We start from the raw sequence: 20,748 nt of genomic DNA, 5'->3' as shown, positions 1-20,748 counted from the left end.
TTGAATCTGTGGGCGATTGCCGGTGCATCGTCCTGGCAATTGTCGATGGAACAACCGGTGCGCTGGCCAGGGTTCGGCCCTGTGGACGTTTCGGGATCGGTGCAGACGAGATATTGTCGCTGCCACCGCCTCGACCACCGGTCCGGTGACGCAGCGACAGGAGGTCTCGGATGAGCCGGCCCGCACCCATCAGTTGGTTGCTTCGGCACCCGGTCGCCAACGCCCAGTCGCGGGAATCGGCCGCGCTGCTGGTGGGCGCGGCCGTCTTCCTGGTCGGCGCGCTGGCGTCGGCGATCACCTTTTGGGGTGACGACGTTCCTATCGCGGGTCCCGGCTCGGTCGGGCAGTTCGTCGCTTTGGCGAGCGCGGCGGCGGCGGCGGTGATCTTCGTCACCACGCGTGCCGTGATGCACGCCAGTCGGGCGGCAGGCACCCTGCTGGACCCCGGGCCACCCGGCCACGGCGGGCAGCTCCGGTGGTACGACATCGGTGCGCTTGCGCTGGCGCACGCAGTGATCTCGCTGTTGGCGTGGCTCGCGGTTGCGGGCCTGCTGAGCCGCAGCTTCATCGGTGCCGTCGTCTTCCCCGCCTCCGCGACGCTGCTGGCCGCGGTCGCCATCGCAGTCACGGCCTACAGTGTTTTCCTCTCCGCCGTTGGCCTGACCCCGATTCTGATGTCGGTCATCCTCGCCGTGTTCGTGGTGGTGGGCACTTTTGCGAGCATGTTGAGCGCCAGCGACCCATTGTGGTGGCAGGAGAACCTCAGCACCCTGGGCATTTCCGACGACATCTCGGCGCTGGCCTTCAACCTCACGGTCCTGATCGCGGGGATCATCGTCACCACCCTGGCTCATTACGCGACCGCGGCCATCCCGGCTGCCACGCCAGAAGAAGTGCGAGGACGCGCGCTCGTGCGGGGGGCGCTGGTTCTCATCGGCGTGCTTTTGGCTGGTGTGGGAATCTTCCCGCTCGATCAAAACATGGCAGCGCATAATGTATCCGCGACCGGAATGATCGTGGTTTTCATCACTGTCGTCGTCCGCCTCCGATCGTGGATCCCCACCATGTCACGGGTGTTCCTTCTTCTCGGGTATCTCTACGTGGGAGTTCTTGTCGTGCTGGCAGTGTGGTTCCTGACCGGGTACTACACACTCACCGCCGTCGAACTGGTGGCATTCGTGATGATCTTCAGCTGGCTGATCGTGTTCCTTCGTCAAACCGGAGCGACGCTGCTCGCCGAGAACAGAAATCGAGGCGAAAGTGCAATCCTCCACGGCTAACCGGCGGTTTCCGGGCGGCTTCGTGACCGAGGCTTCGGTCTATGGCACCATCCTGGTCAGCGGCATGATCGTGGTCGCCGGCGGCTATGGGGCAACCTCCTGGCAGACCTTTCTAGGCGTGATCGGCACGGTTTTCGTGTTCTGGGCCGCGCACGTGTACGCCGGTGCGGTGGTCGAATACGGTCTGAACCAGGCTCAGGATTCGACGATGGCCACCGCCGTGCGCCTCTCGCTGCGGCACTCGCTGGGCTTCCTCACGTCCGCGATCCCACCGTCCATCGTGCTGCTGCTCGGCGCGTTGCGGGCTGTGCCCGACGACGTTGCGGTGTGGACCGCCCTGTGGCTCGGCGTAGCCATACTCGGAGCCATCGGCTACAGCGCGTTCGCATTTCGAGGAAGCCCGTGGGTGATTCGCATCCTGGGCTGTCTGGGGACTTCGACGCTGGGCATCGCCATGATCCTGCTGAAGGTGCTCGTGCACTAGCGATACGGGCAACCAGCACGTGAGGCCCGTCGACCGAGTGTCTGCCGGTTCGGTCGATGGGTCCCGACCTAGCCATCCGCACCAGTCGGGTCGATGATTGCTTCGTGACGGAACGCGATGCGCCGATCGGACCCTGGTCGTGAACCCGGCGTCTGCGCGCGTCCAGCGCATCTACCTGATCCTGCTGCTCGGCAACACCCTCGCGGCCTCGTTCATCTGGGGCATCAACACGCTGTTCCTGCTCGACGCCGGGCTGAGTAACTTCGAGGCGTTCGCTGCGAACGCGTTCTTCACAGCCGGCATGGTGATTTTCGAGATCCCGACCGGCGTGGTCGCCGACACCGTGGGACGCAAAGCCTCCTACCTGCTGGGCACCATCACCCTGTCGGTCACCACCGCGCTGTACTGGATGCTCTGGGTCTGGCAGTCGCCGTTCGTCTGGTGGGCCATCGTGTCGGTGCTGCTCGGCCTCGGCTTCACCTTCTTCTCCGGTGCGGTGGAAGCCTGGCTGGTCGACGCGCTCACGTCGACCGGGTACACCGGCAGCCTGGAGGCGGTATTCGGCCGCGGGCTCGTGGTGACCGGTATCGCGATGTTCACCGGCTCGGTGCTCGGCGGAGTGATCGCCCAGGCCACCAACCTCGGTGTGCCGTTCCTCGTGCGCGCCGGGGTGCTCGTGATTATGTTCATCTACGCGTTCATCGTGATGAGAGACCTCGGCTTCACCCCGGACCGCTCGCGGGGCCCGCTGAAGGCGACCCGGTTGGTGCTCACGGAGTCGGTCGAGCACGGGCTGAAACGGCGGTCGGTGCGCTACATGATCCTCTCCGCCCCGTTCGCCTCCGGCGTCGGCTTCTACGCCTTCTACGCGCTGCAGCCCTACCTGCTCGAGCTGTACGGCGACCCGTCGGCGTACTCCATCGCGGGCCTGGCCGCCGCGATCCTCTCGCTGGCACAGGTAGCCGGCGGCGTGCTCGCTCCCCGGATCCGCACCCTCTTCGCCAAACGCACCAGCACCGTGATCGCGGCGTCCCTGCTCAGCGTGGTCTCACTCGTGGTGCTCGGCCTGAACAGCCTGTTCTGGCTGGCGGTGGTGTTCCTGATGGTCTGGGGGTTCGTGTTCGCGGTCGCCGAACCGGTGCGGCAGGCCTACCTCAACGACATGATCCCGTCGAAGCAGCGCGCCACCGTGCTCTCGTTTGACTCGCTGTTCGGCAGCCTCGGCGGCGTGTTCATCCAGCCGGCGCTGGGCCGCTCCGCCGACCTCTGGGGTTACGGCGCTTCCCTGATGATCGGCGGCCTGGTGGAACTCATCGGCGTTCCGATCATGCTCGCCAGCCGGCGCCAGAACGATCTCGCCGACACCAGAACGGTGCAAACGGATGCCCCGGCGCCCGAGGCGCCGTGACCCCGAGCTTGGTCAGTCGGCGGCGACGCTGGTGGCCGCCCAACTGGCCAGCAGACGCAGGCGCTCGGCGCTGGACGAGCCGGGCTCGGCGGTGTAGATCATCAGCACCGAGCCGGGATCGGCGGTGATGGCGAGTTCCTCATAGGCCAGGGTGAGCTCGCCGACCACCGGATGGTTGAACCGCTTCGTGCCGGCACCGTGCGTGCGCACGTCGTGGGCGCCCCAGAGCGTGCGGAACGTGTCGCTCTTGGTGGACAGCTCGCCGACGAGGTCCTGCAACCCCTTGTCGTTCGGGTCCCGGCCGGCCTCCGCGCGCATGATCGACACGCACATCTCCGCGAACACCTGCCAGTCCGGGTAGAAATCGCGCGAGGCGGGGTCGAGGAACTGGAACCGGGCCAGGTTGGGGGTGCGCCCGGCGTCGCCGATGACGGGGGAGTAGAAGGCCCGGCCCAGATCGTTGGTCGCCAGGAGGTCCTGATGCTGGTCGCGCACAAACGCGATGCCTTCGGTGATCGTGCCGAGCGCCCACTGCAGGCTCGGCCGACTCACCGGGTTCCGCGTCGCGCGCCGGCGGATGCGTCCGGACAGTGGGATGCCGTCGGCGGCCCGCGCCAGATTGAACAGGTGGCTGCGTTCGGTGTCATCGAGCTGCAGCGCCCGGGCGATGGCGTCGAGCACCGACGAGGACGCTCCCGCGATCGCACCGCGTTCGAGCTTGGCGTAGTACTCCACGCTGACGCCGGCCAGGGTGGCAACCTCGGTGCGACGCAGCCCGGACACCCGCCGATTGGTGCCGGCGGGCAGGCCGGCCAGTTCGGGGGTGATCTTCGCGCGCCGCGACATGAGGAATTCGCGCACCTCGGCTTGATTGTCCATAGCCACGACAGTACGTCCCCCTGTCGCGGCGTGGGGTGCTCTGCTGGTACACCCCTGCGCAGGGACTCCCGCCCACAGACCGTCGACGGTTCGCTTGAGGACGTACCAACAGCGACCAAAGGAGCATCCACATGCGTGGAGTCATCATGTACGCGCCCGGCGACGTCCGGGTCGAAGACCGCCAGGACCCGACCATTGTTGAACCGACCGATGCGATCATCCGTCTCACGGCCACCTGCATCTGCGGGTCGGACCTGTGGCCGTACCGGGGTGTCGAGCCCGTCGACCACACCGCGATGGGCCACGAGTACGTCGGCATCGTCGAAGAGATCGGTGACGCCGTGCAGACCGTCAAGGTGGGTGACTTCGTCGTTGGATCCTTCGTGCTCTCCGACAACACCTGCGAAATCTGCCGGGCCGGCTTCCAGTCCCGGTGCGAGCACGCCGAATTCGCCTCCGGAATGCAGGCCGAGAAGGCGCGGATCCCGCTCGCGGACGGCACCCTCGTCGCGACCCCCGGCCAGCCCGACGCCGACCTGATCCCGTCGCTGCTGGCCGCCTCCGATGTGCTCGGCACCGGCTGGTTCGCGGCAGTGGCCGCCGAGGCCGGGCCGGGCAAGACCGTCGCCGTCGTCGGAGACGGCGCCGTGGGCCTGATGGCGATCCTCGCCGCCAAACAGCTTGGCGCCGAACGCATCATCGCCATGTCGCGCCACCCCGAACGGCAGAAGCTCGCCAGGTTCTACGGGGCGACCGACATCGTCGAGGAACGCGGCGACGAAGGTGTGGCCAGGATCAAGGAACTCACCGGTGGGCTCGGTGCGCACTCCGTGGTCGAAGCCGTCGGCACGCAGGAATCGTTCATGCAGGCCGTCGGCGCGACCCGCGGCGGCGGACACCTGGGCTACGTCGGGGTCAACTACGACGTGCAGATCCCCGGCATCCAGCTGGTCTTCGCCGGCATCCACACCCTCGGCGGACCTGCCCCGGTGCGCCGGTTCCTGCCCAACCTGATCCAGTTGATCTGGGACCGCACCATCGACCCGGGCAAGGTTTTCGACCTCACCCTCCCCATCGAGGAAGCCGCCGAAGGCTACCGGGCCATGGACGAGCGCCGCGCCACCAAGGTCCTGCTCACCTTCTGATGGAGAGCGTGACAACAGTGCCGGCCCCGGCGGCCGCCGAGAAAACGCAGCGCCTGCCGATCTTCACCCTGCTGATGCTGGCCGCCATCGGCTTCGTCCTCGTGGCGATGGAGACCATGCCGGCCGGCCTGTTGCCGGTGATCGCCGGCGGACTGGGCACCAGTGAGGGCGCTGTCGGCCTGTTCGTCAGCGCGTATGCGCTGGGCACGGTCATTGTGACGATTCCCGCGATCACGCTGACCAGGAGGATGCGCCGGAAGCGGCTGCTGCTCGGTGCTATCCTCGGGCTCATCGTGGCCAACACCGTCACGGCGGTCTCCAGCGACGTCATCCTGTCGCTCGGGTCGCGATTCGTCGCCGGGGCGTTCTCGGGGATCGTCTGGGGGATGCTCGCCGCCTACGGGCGGAAGATCAGCCCGCCCCGTCAGTCCGGTCTGTCCTTGGCGATAGTGTCCGCCGGGGCGCCCGTAGGGTTCGCGCTCGGCACCCCGCTGGGATCGTGGCTGGGGTCCGCGTTCGACTGGCGCTGGGCCTTCGTCGGTCTGAGCGTGGTGGCGGTCATCGCCGGCCTCCTGATCGCGCTGTGCGCCCCGGATGCCGACGGCCAGCCGGGAACCGCCAGACTGCCCCTGGTGCGGGTGCTCCGGATCCCCGGCATCACCGTGATCCTGGCGGTGATCTTCACCTGGATGATCGCCCACAACACCATCTACACCTACATCGCCCCCTACCTGCGGGCCACTGGCAGCGACCTCGCGGTGGACGTGCAGCTGTTCCTCTTCGGTGTCGCCTCGATCGTCGGCATCGTTCTCACCGGCGCGCTCCTCGACCGGCATCCGCGCCCGCTGCTGCACGGCAGCGTTCTGCTGTTCATCGTGGCCGCCGTGATCCTCTGGGCCGGCCACGCGTCGGCGCCCGCGATCATCGCCGCCACCGTGCTCTGGGGGCTCTCCTTCGGCGGAGCATCCGCTCAGCTCCAGGCCGCTTTGACCAGCACGGGCGGAGCCGACTCGGATGTCGCGAACGCGTTCCTGCCCGTGGCGTTCAACCTCGCGATTTTCGCCGCCGGGATCGTCGGTGCCGCGCTGCTGACCCCGTTCGACGGCCTCGTGCTGCCCGTCGTCATGGTCGTCTTCGGCCTGGCCGCACTGCTGCTGACGGTGTACGGGCGCCGGTCCGCGTTTCCCGCGCGTCTGTGATCGCTAACCGGTATCGTGCTCGGTAGTGCGGCGCCGCTGTCGACACCCCAACGAAACCGGACTCTGCCATGTCGCTCACTCCTGATCCCGCCGCCCAGGGTCTCCTGCCCCTGCTGGAGGCACAGAACGCCAGCATCGGGTTCACCTCCTTCGATCATGACGATGCCTTCAGGCTCGGCAGCGCGATCATGGCCCGGGCGGTCGCCGATGACCTGAGTATCACGGTGGCGATGTCCTTCGGCCAGCAGCGCGTATTCCACGCGGCACGGCCGGGCACGACAGCAGACAACGACTACTGGCTCGACAGGAAGTTCCGCGTGGTGGCCCTGTATAACGCGCCGTCCTTCCTGATCAGCACCAAATACCGCGCCAGGGGCCAGGACTTCAACGAGGTCACCGGTCTGCCCGTTGCCGAGTACGTGGCCGCCGGAGGCGCCTTCCCGCTGCGGGTGAACGGTTCCCTCATCGGCGCCGTCGGGGTGTCCGGCCTGGCCGAAAACCTCGACCACGACCTGGTCGTCTGGGCGCTCGAGGCCGCCAGGGCGCTCTGACGGGCGCCATCCGCCATCCGCCCGGCGGCGGAGCCGGTCAGCACGTACGATCGGGGGATGCCCCCGCGCTCGCCCCTTCCCGAACGACACGGGCTCGCTGCGGCGTGGCTGTGCACCCCGGAGCGCGACCGGCCCGGTTTTCCGAAGCCGACCTGGCCGAACATGAGCGCCTGGCTCGAGGACCGGCTGGCCGAGTCCGTGAACGTGGCCGAGTTCCTCGCCGACGGCCGGTTCGTCTATGGAGACGGCGCGCCCGTTGCCGGTGCGGACCGTTACCGGCCCACCACCTTCGTCTGGTTTCACCGCGATCTGGCCGACGAACCGGTGGTTCCTGGCCCTCTGCACCTGGTCTATCGGGATGAGCGGATCGTGGTGATCGACAAGCCGCCCTTCCTTTCCAGCATCCCGCGGGGACGGCACGTGGTTCAGAGCGTCGTGGTTCGCCTGCGCGCCCAGCTGGAGTTGCCCGAACTCTCCCCGTTGCACCGCTTGGACCGGGTGACCAGCGGCCTGCTGGTCCTGGCCACCGAACGCCGCTGGCGAGGGGCCTACCAGACTCTCTTTCAGCGCGGCGAGGTGAAGAAGGTGTACCGGGCGTTGGCTCCGATGCGGCAGGACCTCGAGCTACCCGTCATCGTGCGGAACCACCTCCGCACCCGGCCGGGCCACTGGCAGGGCGAAGTGGTGCCCGGCGCCCCGGTCAACGCCGAGTCACTGATCGAACTGGAGGGCGCCCACGGGCCTGCGGGACGGTACCGGCTGACACCCCGCACCGGGCGCACCCACCAGCTGCGTCTGCACATGCTGGGCCTGGGCATCCCGATCATCGACGACCCGCTCTACCCCGTTGTGCAGGGTGTCGAGGTGTTCGATTTCAGGCGGCCGCTCCAGCTCCTGGCCAGCGAGCTGGCGTTCACCGATCCGATCGACGGCGGGACGCATCGGTTCGAGAGTGAGCGCCGTCTCCCGCTGACGGCGGAGGATGCCGGAACGGACTGACTCTGGTTGGGCGTGTGCCTAGGCCAGTCCCGCCCGGCTGGCACGGCCGCTGGTCACGAGAACGGCCGTCGAGGCAACAAGATCCGACCAGGGACCCGGCACACCCAGCACGGCCAAGGCCGACGTCGACAGCGTGACGCTCTCGCCGGTGAGCACGTAGACGAGGTCTTCGAGTCCGGGATTGTGAGCCACCAGAATCACGTTCTGAAGCTCGTCGGGGAGTTCTCGCACAATCTGAAGCAGATCGTTGACGGATGCGGCATACGCACGGTCATCGATGCGCGCCTCGGGGCTGTCGTTGAGTTCTGCCGAGGCCAGCGCCCAGGTGGCGCGAGCCCGGGTCGCGGGGGAGACGATGGCCAGGTCGATGGCTGGAACATTCTCGGCCAGCCAGCTGCCGGCATCCGGCGCCTGGCTCTGCCCGCGGGGGTTGAGGGTGCGGTCGATGTCGGCCTCGCCGCCCGACCAGTCGGACTTGGCGTGCCGGAGCACGATGAGGGTTCGCTCACTGCGTGGGGTCATTCCCATAGTCTGCACCGCAGAGGTCAGATCAGTGAGCTCCCGGATGGCGCTCGCTGCACCCCTCACGGCGCGCCGCGCCCGCTATAGCGGGCGCGGTAGACCACAGCAGGTGCGGTGACGACCTGCTGGAAGGTCGAGGCGGCGTTCCCCGGCGCAGCGGCCCGCTCACTGCCGGGCCATGATGATACGGAACCGCTCCTCCGGGTCGATGAAGTGGTCGTTGTTGTCGTCGCCCAGGTCGATCTGCACCCAGTTGATCCGACCGCTGAACCGGCTGCTCGCTGTGGTGTAGTCGGCCGTGACGGGGGTGCCGGATTGGTAGCCCACATCGGTGGTCTCGTCGGCCGAGAAGATCATCGCCTGGGTGGCGCCCACCCGGCCGGTGCCCACGGGCTTGCCGTCGTAGTAGAGCGTCACGTCGCCGCCCTTGCCGAGCCCACCGCCGTCGTAGGCGAACTCCATCCGCACCTGGCACTGTCCCGCGGGGATCGGCAGCTCGGCCTCGGTCCTGAACTCCTGGATGCCGAGGACGTTGTACACGAACGTGGCCCGGCCGGCCTGGGCATAGAGGCTCCAACCCCCGAACCTGCCGCCCTGGGCGATGATCACGCCATCCGCCCCGCCCTCGGCTATGACCAGTTCAGCCGTCACCGAGAACGACTTGTTCTTGATGCTGACCACGCTGTTCTCCGACAACCGGCCCATGCCGGCGAACAGGAGTTGGCTGTTCCCCCTGATCAGGGTCGGCCGGCCGGCCACCTCCGGGGTGGCTCGTTCAACGCCGCGGTCGTCGATCGGCAGCACGTTGTACTTGGTGGCCTCGATCAGCCACAGCCTCTGCAGTTTGGCGAGTAGCTCCGGATTCTCGGCGGCCAGGTTCCGGGCCTGGCTGTAATCGGTGTGGCCGTCGTAGAGCTCCCAGACATCGTCGTCGAAGGCGGGAATCTCGCCGCCGATCATGATCCAGGGGGTGCGGTGCTTGGTGACCGCGCTCCAGCCCTTGTAGTACAGGCCACGGTTGCCGAACATCTCGAAGTACTGCAGGTCGTGACGTTCCGCGGCGGCCGGCTCGTCGAAGGTGTACAGCATGCTGACACCTTCCATGGGTGACTGCTGCACGCCGTTGACCATCGTCGGCTCGGGCAGGCCGGCGGCCTCGAGAATTGTCGGGGCGATGTCGATGCAGTGGGTGAACTGCTCGCGCAGCCCGCCCTTCTCGGCGATCCCGGTGGGCCAGTGCACGATCGTGCCGTTGCGGGTGCCGCCCCAGTGCGAGGCAACCTGCTTGGTCCACTGGAAGGGGGTGTCCATCGCCCACGCCCATCCCACCGCATAGTGGTTGTAGGAGCTGGGGCTGCCGAACTCGTCGATTTTGGCGGCCATGAATTCCGGCGTCTCGAGCGCCGCCATCCCGTTGAAGTTCGCCATCTCGTTGAAGGCCCCGTTGACCGTGCCCTCCGCGGATGCTCCGTTGTCACCGATGATGTAGTAGATGATGGTGTCGTCGAGGATGCCGAGCTCGGCGACGGTGTCGATCACCCGGCCGACGTGGTGATCGGTGTGTTCCATGAACCCGGCGTAGACCTCCATTTCCCGCTCAAGCGCGGGCTTGAGCTCGGCGGGCATGTCGTCCCAGGCGGGAATCTCAGCGTGCCGTGGGGTGAGAAGCGCGTCGGCGGGGATCACTCCGAGTTCCTTCTGCTTGGCGAAGGTGCGTTCGCGCTGCACATCCCAGCCGTCGGCGAATTTCCCGGCGTACTTGTCCGCCCACTCCTTGGGCACGTGGTGGGGCGCGTGGGTGGCGCCGGGCGCGAAGTACACGAAGAACGGTTTGTCGGGCATCAGGGCCTTCTGCGAACGGATCCAGTTGCTGGCGTGATCGGCCAGGTCTTCGGTGAGGTGGTAACCCTCCTCAGGGGTCGCCGGAGGTTCCACCGGGGTCGTGCCGTTGTAGAGCGCGGGATCCCACTGATTGTTCTCACCGCCGATGAAGCCGTAGAAGGTCTCGAATCCGCCACCGGCCGACGGCCAGGCATCGAACGGGCCCATCGGTGAGGACTGCCACACGGGCACCTCGTGGCACTTGCCGAACTGGGCGGTGGAGTAACCGTTCAATTTGAGGGTCATCGCCAGCGGCGCCTTGGTGTTCGGCCGCAACGAGCTGTTGCCCGGCGCCGAGGTGGCCGTCTCGGTGATGCTGCCCATCCCCACCGAGTGGTGGTTGCGTCCGGTCAGCAGCGCCTGCCGGGTGGGTGCGCACAGCGCCGTGGTGTGGAAGCGGTTGTAGATGAGCCCGTTCGCGGCGAGTTTCTCGGCGTTGGGTGTGGCGCAGGGGCCGCCGAAGACGCTCGACGCGCCATAACCGGCATCGTCGATCAGGATGACGAGCACGTTCGGTGCGCCCGCCGGTGGCCGCAACGGCTCGATCGGCGGGTATTGCGTGTCGGGGTCCTTCGCGTCGTAGGTGGTGAGTCCGGGTGCAGGGCGGTCGGGAATTGGCAGCATCGAGCGGGCATGGCGGTCGGGATTCGTCACGGGGGCCTCCTGGGTCTCTCGGGTGAAAGTAGCCCGGCGGAGGTGGCGGCGACATCACCCCTTAGTGATGAGGTCGGGCCGAGCGCCCGGTCATCCGGCGCTGCTGTAGTGGCTGACCGCGCATCGCCAGCGGCCGTCCCGGCGCATGGTGGCCCTGGCCTATTCGAACCGGGAGGTCGGGTTGCAGCTCTCGCTGCCGAGGGGACCGTGAAACGGCATGTGTCCAACATCTTCACGAAGCTCGATGCGACCTCCCGCATGGGTGTCGTGCGCCGCGCGGTCACCCTCGGCCTGGTGGGTTAGTGCCGAAGCCCCGGTGCCGACCGGGCTGCGTATGGTGGAAGCATGCTCGTCATCTCGAACGACCCGCGCGCCGAACTCGCGGCGCTGTGCGAGCGTGGGCTGGACTGGGGGACCGGCCGAAGCCGCGACCTTCCCGATCTGGGCAGCGCTCGCCGGGCCGCGGTTCTCGTGCTGTTCGGTGTGCTGGATGCGGTGCCGGCGCAGGCGCCCGCCGGCACAGACCGGGTTCCGAGGGATCTCGACGTGCTGTTGCTGCGCCGTGCCTCCACCCTGGGCAGTCACCCGGGTCAGATCGCCTTCCCGGGCGGCCGGCTCGAAGCATCCGATGCGGGCCCGATCGCGGCGGCGCTGCGGGAAGCCGTCGAGGAGACCGGGTTGGACGCAGCCGGCCTCGAACCCCTCGGCACGCTGCCCGCAATGCCGGTGCCGGTGAGCAACCATCTCGTCACCCCGGTGCCGGCCTGGTGGACCCGACCCTCCCAGGTGGCCGCGATGGACCATGCCGAAACCGTGGATGTCTTCAGGGTGCCCGTGGCGGATCTGCTCGACCCGGCCAACCGGGCGAACACCGAGCACACCGTGGGCGACGCCGTCTACCGGGCGCCGGCGTTCACCGTGGGTGACCGGCTCGTCTGGGGTTTCACCGCGATCGTGCTCTCGCGCATGTTCGACGAGCTCGGCTGGGCCGACCCGTGGGATCACGATCGGATCGTACTTCCCGGCCGGTAACCGGCGCGCTTGTGTCCGGGCGCGCGGTGCTGCTCCTCGGCGCCAGGTGGTGCTCGGTGCACCACGTGTGGCCCACCGCGCCCGCTATAGCGGGCGCGCTCGGCCACAAGGGGTGCAGAAACGGCGAGACCGGGTACGCCTTCCGCAGCGATCTTCGCGCGGCGAAGCACCGTGGCGTTCGCCGCGGACGAGCTCTCACCCGTACGGATGGTCAGCACGGACGTTGCCATGCCGCCACTGCCGGCGGACGACGGGGCTTGCTTTCTACGCCCTGTCCGGGCCGGGCCCGAACGAGTTCACGCTGGTGATCTTCGGGTCTGGCTGTGCGTCGAGGCCGACGCAGTACCGGCGAGAGCGTGGACAACCTCGACGCGATCATGCTCGGCTAGTGCGAGTCCTCGGCCTTGGTGATCGGCTCGCCGTCGACCCGGCCACGATCGGCCTTGGCGGCGTCCCCTCGGGTCTTGGCCAGGCTCGCGACGGTCGCGACGGTGACCGTGGCGGCGATGAAGACCAGCGAGAACCAGATCGGGATCTCGGGCACCCACAGCACCGGCTCGCCGCCGTTGATGAACGGCACCTCGTTGACGTGCAGGGCGTGGAAGACGAGCTTGAGGCCGATGAAGGCGAGGATCACGGCCAGGCCCTGGGACAGGTAGACCAGGCGCTCGAGCAGTCCGCCGATGAGGAAGAACAGTTGGCGCAGGCCCATCAGCGCGAGGGCGTTGGCGGTGAAGACGATGTAGGCCTCCGAGGTGAGCCCGTAGATCGCGGGGATCGAGTCGATCGCGAAGACCAGGTCGATGAAGCCGATCGCGATGATGGTGAGCAGCATCGGGGTGACATAGCGTTTGCCGTTGATCTTGGTGGTGAGCTTGTCGCGGTCGTACTCCTCGGTGACCGGCAGAACCCGGCGGGCCAGCCGCACAAAGAGGTTGTCGGCCGGATTGCTGTCGTGGCCCCGCACCTGCATGTATGCCAGCACGAACAGCAGCGCACCGAAGAGATAGAACACCCAGGAGAAGTTCTCGATCAGGGCCGCGCCCACGGCGATGAACCCGCCACGCATGATCAGGGCGATGATGATGCCGAACATCAGCACCTTCTGCTGGTACGCCTTGGGCACCGAGAACGCGGCCATCACGATGAGGAACACGAAGAGGTTGTCGATCGACAGCGCCTTCTCGGTGAGGTAGCCCGCGAAGTACTCGCCGCCGTACCGCCATCCGGACACCACGCCGATGCCGACCCCGAACAGCAGGGCAAGGCCGATGTAGAAGGCCGACCAGCGGGCGGACTCGCCCACCGTGGGCTCGTGCGGCTTCCGCACGTGCGCGAAGAACTCGTAGGCGAAGAACGCGATCGTCACGCCGATGGTGATGATCCAGGTCAGGGGAGTGATATTCAAGGAAGGCTCCATGACAGGGGGTTCGCTTGGTGCTCCCCGTGCACCTTCCAGACTAAAGCATTGCTCACTAACCCGCTAAGAGTGCGCGTCGGTGAGCTCCGTCAGCAGCGCGAAGCCGTGGCGGTCGACCGAGCGTGAGGTGGCGGTGAGCACAACCACCCCCGTGCCGGCGGCCCGGTCCAGGCCGAGCCAGGAACGGAAGCCGCCGGTGGCGCCGTCGTGCCAGGTGATCGATCGGCCCCTGACCGACAGGGTGATCCAGGCCGCCCCGATGTTCACCCCACGGCGGGCGATCGGCGCCACCGGATCGAGAGCCGAGATCCCGGGCGCGGATCCCTCCAGCAACGCCTGGGTGAGCCGGGCGAGATCGGTGATCGACGAACGGATGCCGCCGGCCGGTGCCACCGCCTCTCCAGTCCAGGCCGGCCGCGGGCGGCCCGACCGGCTTGTGCCCTGCAGCGCGCTGGGTCGCAGCTCGGCCGGTGTCGCGGGTGCGTACATCGACGTGAGACCCAGCGGCTCGGTCAGTCGCTCCCGCAGCAGGGTTGCGTAGTCGAGGCCCGCGCTGCGGGCGACGGCATGGCCAAGCAGTTCGAAGCCGAAATTGGAGTAGCGCCGGCGCGTGGAGGAGAGTCGCACGGTGCGCGCCTGTGTCAGCAGTTCGGTGAGATCTTCGCCGTAGGGGTTCTCCCCGGTGCGCAGGAACCGCAGGGCGCGACGTAGCGGCTGCGCCGAGCGCGGAAGGCGGGGTAGTCCAGACTCGTGCTTGCTCACGGCCGCGAGCCGGAGAGGCCCGGCCGGGCCCTGCGGCAGGGGGAGCAGATCACCCAGAGTGGTCTCTGCGCCGATCTCGCCGAGCTCACAGGCCTGACGGTAGAGCAGACCGGTGAGGCCCTTCGAGATGGAGCCGATTTCGAAGTCGGCGTCGAGCCCCGCGCCTACGCTCGCCAGCACCACTCCGCCGGGGGAGACCTGGGCGACGGCGGCCACCGGATGCCTGGGGCCCAAATGTTGCCGCAGCCGTGCGGCCAGCCCGGCGTCACCATCCGTCGCAGCCCTCGTCATGGGTTGATGATAGGGCGGCTACGGCGAAAGGCGGGGATTCTCGCGACACACCGTCAATCCGGCGAGCGGATGAGGGGTGTCGGGAGAATCCCCGCCCGTGGGTGAGCTGGTGTGACCTAGTAGCGGCGCGGCGGGCGCTCGGAGCGGTCGCCCTGTTGAGGCCGGTCGTTGCGGCCGGCCGAGGCGCCGTTGTCGGCGTGGATCTCGATCAGCTTGCCGCTGATGCGGGTCGCCGAGAGGCGGCCCAGCACATCGCTGGTCAGGTCGGCGGGCAGGTCCACCAGGGAGTACTCGGGCAGGATCTGGATCGCGCCGAAGTCTTCCCGGCTCAGGCCACCCTCGTTGGCGAGAGCGCCGACGATCTGGCGTGGTTCCACCTTGTGACGCTTGCCGACCTCGATGCGGTACGAGGCCATGGCGCGGCTGCTGTCGCGTGAGCGGCGTTCGGGGCGTTCGCTGCGCAGCGGGCGGTCATCCCGGCTGCCGCGGTCATCGCGGCTGCCCCGGTCGTCCCGACGGTCGTTGCGTGCGGGCCGGTCGCGGTCGCGGTGCTCGGTGCGCTCCCGGTCGAAACGCGCCGCAGCACGCACGTCGTCGGCGTTGAGCAGCAGCGGGGTCTCTCCTTGGGCGACCACGGCGAGTGCGGCGGCGACGTCGGCCTCGGGCACGTCGTGGTGCTCCACGTAGTGGCCCACGATGTCGCGGAACGCGGCGATGCGAGCGGTCTCCTCCAGCGCAGCGGTGATCGCGTCGTCGAACCGGGCGAGCCGGGTGACGTTGACGTCTTCGACGCTGGGCAGCTGCATCTGGGTGAGCGGCTGGCGGGTGGCCCGCTCGATGGCGTTGAGCAGGTGACGCTCACGAGGGGTGACGAAGCTGATCGCGGCGCCGCTGCGGCCGGCGCGGCCGGTGCGGCCGATGCGGTGCACGTACGACTCGGTGTCAATCGGGATGTCGTAGTTGATGACGTGGCTGATGCGCTCCACGTCGAGGCCGCGGGCGGCGACATCCGTGGCGACGAGGATGTCCAGCTTGCCGCTCTTGAGCTGCTCCACGGTGCGCTCACGCTGCACCTGGGGCACGTCGCCGTTGATGGCGGTGGCGGAGTAGCCACGTGCACGCAGCTTCTCGGCGAGCGTCTCGGTCTCGTTCTTGGTGCGGGTGAAGACGATCATGCCCTCGAAGTTCTCCACCTCGAGGATGCGGGTGAGCGCGTCCACCTTCTGCGGGTAGGAGACCAGCAGGTAACGCTGGGTGGTGTTGACCGAGGTCGTGGTCTTGTTCTTGACCGTGATCTCTTCGGGGTCATTGAGGTACTGCTTGGAGATGCGACGGATCTGCGCGGGCATGGTGGCGGAGAACAGGGCCACCTGCTTGTCGTCCGGGGTGTCGGCGAGGATCGTCTCGACGTCTTCGGCGAAGCCCATCTTGAGCATCTCGTCGGCCTCGTCGAGCACCAGGTACTTGAGCTGGGTGAGGTCGAGGGTGCCCTTTTCGAGGTGGTCCATGATGCGGCCGGGAGTACCGACGACAACATGAACGCCCCGGCGCAGCGCCGACAGCTGGATGCCGTAACCCTGTCCGCCGTAGACGGGCAGCACGTGCACGCCCTTCATGTGGGCGGCGTACTTCTCGAAGGCCTCACAGACCTGCAGGGCGAGTTCGCGGGTGGGGGCGAGCACCAGGGCCTGCGGGCTCTTCTGGGACATGTCGAGGCGGGAGAGGATCGGCAACGCGAAGGCGGCCGTCTTGCCGGTGCCGGTCTGGGCGAGTCCGACGACGTCGCGGCCGTCGAGGAGCGGCGGAATGGTGGCAGCCTGGATGGCCGACGGAGTCTCGTAGCCTACGTCTTTGAGGGCTTTGAGTACGGAGTCACTGAGCCCAAGCTCGGAGAACGTGATGGTCGGGCGGGCAGTGGCTGCCTCGGTCGGTGCAGTTGAATCAGGAGGCGTCATAGTACTACGGTAGCCGGTCGAAGTGCTCACCCCGTTCGGGAGCGAGAAATCCGTGCCGTGTGATCATGTCGTCGACGGCATTTCGGGCTCATTGACGGTCCGCCTGGCTTGAGAGTCCAGGCTCTCGTGCAGTGCGGCGGCGAGAACGGCGATGTCCACGTCGTGGGATTGGCCGGGGAGTTCCACGTGCCTGCCGTTCGGCAGGGCGGTGGCCAGGGCCCTGGCCGATTCGCGGATGAACTCCGGTGCGAATTCGCCGCTGAGCACCACCGCGGGGACCTGGACGGCTTCGATCCGGTCGTAGGGGAGTAGGCCGTCGCCGAGAACAGCATCGTCGTAGGCGAGCGTCGGGGCGATCGCCTCGAACCCGGCCCACATCGGCGTCTGCCGCATCCCCTCGATCTGCTCGGCGGGCATGCCCACCCGGGCCAGGAAGAGGGCCATGGCGTCGCCGCGGCGCCCGGCGGCCAGCGCGGCGGCGAGCTTCCGGGAGTAGGTGGTGACGACGGAGTCCAGGTCGATGCTCACCGGCACCTCGTAGGCGGCCAGCTCGCTGACCGCCGCACCGAGCTGGGCGGCGGCCGCGAGTGCCAGGGCGCCGCCACTGGACATGCCGAAGAGGGCCGCGTGACCGCCGGCCGACCGGATCAATGCGGCGATGTCATCGATCTCCCGGTCGACCGAGAACGGCAAGGTGTCGCCGCTGGCGCCGCGGCCGCGTCGGTCGTAGACGTGCACGGTGAAGCTGTCGGCCATCAGGGCGGCCAGAGGGCGCATCGGCCCGGCGTCGCGGTAGCAGGTGGCGCCGTCCACCAGGATGAGGGCGGGCCCGGTACCGAGACTGTCGAAGGCGATCGTGGTGCCATCGCGCGACCTGACTGTGGGCATGGTGTCTCCTTCGATGTCTCGACGGGTCCGCTGTCACTGACCGCGCCGCTGCTCGCTCACACCGTGCCACCGGGTGAGGGCGGCGGTCAACCGCTGGCGCCGGAATATCTGTCGGGTCTGCACGGACGTGCTCAGCCTTGGGCCGTGTTGTGCCCACGCCTCTGGAGCGGATCGCGGGAGGATGTCTGCATGGCCACTACTGAGCAACAGCCCTGGGTTAAGCACTATCAGCCGGGCGTGCCCGCCGAGATCGATTACCCCACCACCTCGCTCGTGGAGATGCTCGAGCACGCGGTCGCCGAGGCCGGCGACCATCCGGCGCTCGAGTTCTTCGGACGCCGCACCAGCTACGCGGAACTCGGCGCCCAGATCGACAAGGCTGCCGAGGGGCTGCGCCTGCTCGGGGTGCGGGCCGGCGACAGGGTCGCGCTGATCCTGCCGAACTGCCCGCAGCACGTCGTGGCGTTCTACGCCGTCCTGCGCCTGGGCGGCGTGGTCGTGGAACACAACCCGCTCTATACGTCACCGGAGCTGCGGCACCAATTCGAAGACCACCAGGCCCGCATCGTGATCGCCTGGGACAAGGTCGCCCCGACAGTGCGCGCGTTCCCGGCCGACATCGAGATCGACCACATCGTCTCGGTCAACCTGCTGCAGGCTTTCCCCACCGTGAAACGGTTGGCCCTCTACCTCCCGGTGAAGAGTCTGCGCGAGTCCCGGGCGGCTCTCACGGGCTCGGCGGCCGGTACGACCCCGTGGAAGGACCTGTTCAGCCACGGCCGCATCGACGCGACCCACCCCCGTCCGGCGCTGCACGACCTGGCGGCCATCCAGTACACCTCCGGCACCACCGGTCGCCCCAAGGGTGCGATGCTGACCCACTACAACCTGCACTGCAACGCGTTGCAGGGCGAGGCCTGGATGCACGGCGCCGAGTACCGCAAGGAGGTCTTCTACGCGATCCTGCCGATGTTCCATTCGTTCGGCCTCACGTTGTATCTGACCTACGGCATCCACAAGCAGGCCCTGATCGTGTTGTTCCCCAAGTTCGATCCGAAGACCGTGCTCGACACCATGAAGAAGACCCCCGCAACTGTGTACTGTGCGGTGCCGCCGATCTACGAGCGCACCGCGCTCGCCGCGAAGGAACGTGGCATCTCGCTGCGCTCCTGCCGCTTCTGCATCTCGGGAGCGATGAACCTGCCCGACCATGTCGTGGAGCTGTGGGAATCGGTGTCGGGCGGACTGCTGGTGGAGGGCTTCGGCATGACCGAGGCATCGCCGGTGGCGATGGGCAACCCGTTCCACCCGACCCGCCGCCCCGGTACCGTCGGCATCCCGTTCTCCTCGACCCTGATGAAGGTCACCGACCCCGATGACCCGACCGTTGAGGTGGAGCAGGGCCAGCCCGGAGAGTTGCTGCTCAAGGGTCCGCAGGTGTTCAAGGGCTACTGGAACAACCCTGAGGAGACCGCCAAGACCCTGACGCCGGACGGCTGGCTGCGGACCGGGGACATCGTGACCGTGGACGAAGACGGGTTCTCCACCATCGTCGACCGGGCCAAGGACCTGATCATCACCGGCGGCTTCAACGTGGCGCCCACCGAGGTGGAGACTGTACTGCGCTTGCACGCGTCGGTGACGGATGCCGCCGTGTTCGGCAAGCCGCTGGAACGTGGCGGTGAAATGGTCGTCGCCGCGGTCGAGCTCGAACCCGGCGCGACGCTGGACGAAGAGGCCCTGCAGGACCACTGCCGGGAGCACCTGGCCGCATACAAGATTCCCCGCCGGATCGTGCAGATCACCGACACCCCGCGCACGATGCTCGGCAAGGTGCTGCGCCGCAAGGTGCGCGAGCAGGTGCTGCCCACCCTCTGACCCACCTTCACCCATCGCGGGTGACGCGAGCGCTGCCGGAGGGCTGGACACTGACACCTCCGGCAGCCGGAGACGACGGCGCACACCGGTTCCTTGCCCGGCTGTGCTCATCGTTCGCATCATCCAAGCGAAATGGAGTGGGTTATGACTGACACCATCGATGAACTCGGGCCGGTGGACTGGATCGTCGTGGAGTTTCCGGGCAGCACCTTCAACGGGTCGATTGCGCCGGAGATCACGTCGCTCGTGGACCGGGGCCTGGTGAAGATCCTGGACCTGCTGATCCTGACGAAGGACGCGGACGGCGCATTGGAAATCGCTGAACTCTCGGATCTCGAGGACGGCCAACTCGGTGAACTCCGCGCCTTCGAAACAGAACTGGCCACCCTCCTCAGCGAGGAGGACGTGATCTCCGCGGCCGAGGCCATCGAGCCAGGCAGCACCGCGGCGCTCCTGGTTTGGGAGAACCTCTGGGCCGCCCCGTTCGGCGCGTCGGTGCGTCACGCCGGCGGTCAGCTGGTGGCCAGCGGGCGCATTCCGGTGCAGGCTCTGCTCGCCGCCATTGAAGCCGATGACACGGAAGGAGCCTGACATGCCACTCGCACGCAGACGGGTCGGTCGCCCAGGGGTGATCGGGGCACCCGTGGCCCGCACCGCAGCCACAGTGGGAACGGCGGCCGTCGTCGCCCACGGAGTACGCCGCCGCGGCGACCGTCGGGATGACCGGCGCGACGACAGGCGCGACCGTTGATCCGCTGAGTTCCTTGATTCCACGACACTCAGCGATATATCGTTGAGTGTCGTGGAAGTTCCGCGACGCGTGCTCGCTACACCCGCGAAGCACGACCTCGCGAAAGGACGAAAACGATCATGAAGCGCTTTCACCACAACCACCAGCCGGAGTCCGACAGTCCCGAGTTCGGTGCCCCTGATTGCGGCCCGGGGATGAGCCGCGCCCACCACGACTCGCCCCAGGGCCACGGTCGTGGTTTCGGCCGGGGATTCGGGCCCGGCGGGCCCGGCTTCGGCGGCTTCGGCCCCGGCTTCGGCCCCGGCGGTCCCCGTGGCTCACGTCGCGCCAACAAGGGCGACGTCCGCTCCGCGATCCTCTCGCTGCTGGCCGACGGTCCCTCCAACGGCTACGGGCTCATCAGGGCCATCGAGGAGAAGACCGGCGGAGCCTGGCGCCCCAGCCCCGGCTCCATCTACCCGACCCTGCAGCAGCTCGTCGACGAGGAGCTCATCTCACCGACCGGCACCGAGCGCCGCACGGACTATGAGCTCACTGAAGCCGGCCGGGCCTACCTGGCCGAACACGCCGACGACCTCAAGAAGGCGTGGGAGGCCACCCCCGGGCAGTCGGATTCCGACGCCGCCTTCCACGAGAGCGTCGGCAAGCTCTTCGGTGTTGTGCACCAGTTCCGCTCCTCGGCGACCGACACCCAGCGTGCCGCCGCCACCGAGAAGCTCGATGAGGTGCGCCGCGCGCTATACCTGATCCTCGCCGACTGAATGAGGAA

The 20,748-nt window shown here is 67.8% G+C and carries 20 protein-coding genes; 13 read left to right on the top strand and 7 right to left on the bottom strand.

The annotated features are described in order from the left end of the window. Nucleotides 1-170: 170 nt before the first annotated feature. The 3 genes from E3O60_RS10190 to E3O60_RS10180 all read left to right on the top strand — a co-directional run bounded on the left by E3O60_RS10190 (nucleotide 171) and on the right by E3O60_RS10180 (nucleotide 3,172). A complete protein-coding gene (locus E3O60_RS10190) occupies nucleotides 171-1,280 on the top strand; it encodes a hypothetical protein (protein WP_134497989.1) in 1,110 nt (369 codons plus the stop codon). Then, a complete protein-coding gene (locus E3O60_RS10185; protein ID WP_088455852.1) occupies nucleotides 1,261-1,764 on the top strand; it encodes a hypothetical protein in 504 nt (167 codons plus the stop codon). The genes E3O60_RS10190 and E3O60_RS10185 overlap by 20 nt, the downstream gene beginning before the upstream one ends. Before the next feature lie 139 nt (nucleotides 1,765-1,903). After that, entirely contained in the window at nucleotides 1,904-3,172 is a 1,269-nt protein-coding gene (locus E3O60_RS10180) for an MFS transporter (RefSeq protein WP_088455853.1), read from the top strand. Nucleotides 3,173-3,184: 12 nt separating this feature from the next. Here E3O60_RS10180 and E3O60_RS10175 read toward each other — a convergent pair whose 3' ends face one another. Further along, a complete protein-coding gene (locus tag E3O60_RS10175) occupies nucleotides 3,185-4,051 on the bottom strand; it encodes a helix-turn-helix transcriptional regulator (RefSeq protein ID WP_088455854.1) in 867 nt (288 codons plus the stop codon). A gap of 131 nt (nucleotides 4,052-4,182) precedes the next feature. Here E3O60_RS10175 and E3O60_RS10170 point away from each other — a divergent pair, with 131 nt between their 5' ends. The 4 genes from E3O60_RS10170 (at nucleotide 4,183) to E3O60_RS10155 (ending at nucleotide 7,945) form a co-directional block, all read left to right on the top strand. Next, a complete protein-coding gene (locus tag E3O60_RS10170) occupies nucleotides 4,183-5,196 on the top strand; it encodes a zinc-dependent alcohol dehydrogenase family protein (protein ID WP_174845059.1) in 1,014 nt (337 codons plus the stop codon). Further along, entirely contained in the window at nucleotides 5,196-6,395 is a 1,200-nt protein-coding gene (locus E3O60_RS10165) for an MFS transporter (protein ID WP_166788983.1), read from the top strand. The genes E3O60_RS10170 and E3O60_RS10165 overlap by 1 nt, the downstream gene beginning before the upstream one ends. Before the next feature lie 68 nt (nucleotides 6,396-6,463). Further along, entirely contained in the window at nucleotides 6,464-6,946 is a 483-nt protein-coding gene (locus E3O60_RS10160; RefSeq protein ID WP_134408585.1) for a heme-degrading domain-containing protein, read from the top strand. Between the two features lie 57 nt (nucleotides 6,947-7,003). After that, nucleotides 7,004-7,945 (top strand): pseudouridine synthase, encoded by a 942-nt coding sequence (locus E3O60_RS10155; protein ID WP_134497987.1) that lies wholly within the window; start codon nucleotides 7,004-7,006, stop codon nucleotides 7,943-7,945. Between the two features lie 18 nt (nucleotides 7,946-7,963). Here E3O60_RS10155 and E3O60_RS10150 read toward each other — a convergent pair whose 3' ends face one another. Beyond that, a complete protein-coding gene (locus E3O60_RS10150) occupies nucleotides 7,964-8,467 on the bottom strand; it encodes a histidine phosphatase family protein (RefSeq protein WP_198415061.1) in 504 nt (167 codons plus the stop codon). A gap of 165 nt (nucleotides 8,468-8,632) precedes the next feature. Then, entirely contained in the window at nucleotides 8,633-10,972 is a 2,340-nt protein-coding gene (locus tag E3O60_RS10145; RefSeq protein WP_088457945.1) for an arylsulfatase, read from the bottom strand. A gap of 237 nt (nucleotides 10,973-11,209) precedes the next feature. Here E3O60_RS10145 and E3O60_RS10140 point away from each other — a divergent pair, with 237 nt between their 5' ends. Both E3O60_RS10140 and E3O60_RS10135 read left to right on the top strand, forming a co-directional pair. After that, nucleotides 11,210-11,305 carry a response regulator transcription factor gene (locus E3O60_RS10140; RefSeq protein WP_134408588.1) on the top strand — a complete coding sequence of 32 codons (96 nt, stop codon included), beginning with the start codon at nucleotides 11,210-11,212 and terminating at the stop codon, nucleotides 11,303-11,305. A 42-nt stretch (nucleotides 11,306-11,347) separates the two neighbouring features. After that, nucleotides 11,348-12,034, top strand: coding sequence for a CoA pyrophosphatase (locus E3O60_RS10135; RefSeq protein WP_088455858.1), 687 nt, complete (start codon nucleotides 11,348-11,350; stop codon nucleotides 12,032-12,034). Nucleotides 12,035-12,419: 385 nt separating this feature from the next. On the opposite strand, the gene E3O60_RS10130 is transcribed toward E3O60_RS10135, so the two are convergent. The 4 genes from E3O60_RS10130 to E3O60_RS10115 all read right to left on the bottom strand — a co-directional run bounded on the left by E3O60_RS10130 (nucleotide 12,420) and on the right by E3O60_RS10115 (nucleotide 17,350). Then, complete coding sequence (locus E3O60_RS10130) at nucleotides 12,420-13,442, bottom strand: TerC family protein (RefSeq protein ID WP_134497985.1); 1,023 nt, start codon at nucleotides 13,440-13,442, stop codon at nucleotides 12,420-12,422. A 75-nt stretch (nucleotides 13,443-13,517) separates the two neighbouring features. Next, nucleotides 13,518-14,507, bottom strand: a complete 990-nt coding sequence (locus E3O60_RS10125) for a serine hydrolase (protein WP_088455860.1) — start codon at nucleotides 14,505-14,507, stop codon at nucleotides 13,518-13,520. Between the two features lie 116 nt (nucleotides 14,508-14,623). After that, a complete protein-coding gene (locus E3O60_RS10120; RefSeq protein ID WP_088455861.1) occupies nucleotides 14,624-16,462 on the bottom strand; it encodes a DEAD/DEAH box helicase in 1,839 nt (612 codons plus the stop codon). Between the two features lie 63 nt (nucleotides 16,463-16,525). Next, the gene (locus E3O60_RS10115) at nucleotides 16,526-17,350 is read right to left on the bottom strand and encodes an alpha/beta fold hydrolase (protein ID WP_134497983.1); all 825 of its coding nucleotides are present in this window, start codon (nucleotides 17,348-17,350) and stop codon (nucleotides 16,526-16,528) included. Nucleotides 17,351-17,539: 189 nt separating this feature from the next. Between E3O60_RS10115 and E3O60_RS10110 the strand changes: the two genes are divergently transcribed. The 4 genes from E3O60_RS10110 to E3O60_RS10100 all read left to right on the top strand — a co-directional run bounded on the left by E3O60_RS10110 (nucleotide 17,540) and on the right by E3O60_RS10100 (nucleotide 20,740). Further along, complete coding sequence (locus E3O60_RS10110; RefSeq protein ID WP_134497981.1) at nucleotides 17,540-19,228, top strand: long-chain-fatty-acid--CoA ligase; 1,689 nt, start codon at nucleotides 17,540-17,542, stop codon at nucleotides 19,226-19,228. 144 nt (nucleotides 19,229-19,372) lie between these two features. Beyond that, nucleotides 19,373-19,819 (top strand): DUF6325 family protein, encoded by a 447-nt coding sequence (locus tag E3O60_RS10105; RefSeq protein WP_088455864.1) that lies wholly within the window; start codon nucleotides 19,373-19,375, stop codon nucleotides 19,817-19,819. A 1-nt stretch (nucleotide 19,820) separates the two neighbouring features. Beyond that, nucleotides 19,821-19,979: a hypothetical protein gene (locus E3O60_RS18495; protein WP_165787908.1), complete on the top strand. Its 159-nt coding sequence runs from the start codon at nucleotides 19,821-19,823 to the stop codon at nucleotides 19,977-19,979. A gap of 119 nt (nucleotides 19,980-20,098) precedes the next feature. Next, on the top strand, nucleotides 20,099-20,740 hold the full coding sequence (locus E3O60_RS10100; protein WP_088455865.1) for a PadR family transcriptional regulator: 642 nt from the start codon (nucleotides 20,099-20,101) through the stop codon (nucleotides 20,738-20,740). The last annotated feature ends 8 nt before the right edge of the window (nucleotides 20,741-20,748 follow it).

The organism is Cryobacterium sp. TMB1-7, from assembly GCF_004402435.1.
GTDB lineage: Bacteria > Actinomycetota > Actinomycetes > Actinomycetales > Microbacteriaceae > Cryobacterium > Cryobacterium zongtaii.
The sequence above is the reverse complement of the archived record's forward strand: the minus strand, read 5'-3'. Positions and strand labels throughout refer to the sequence as shown.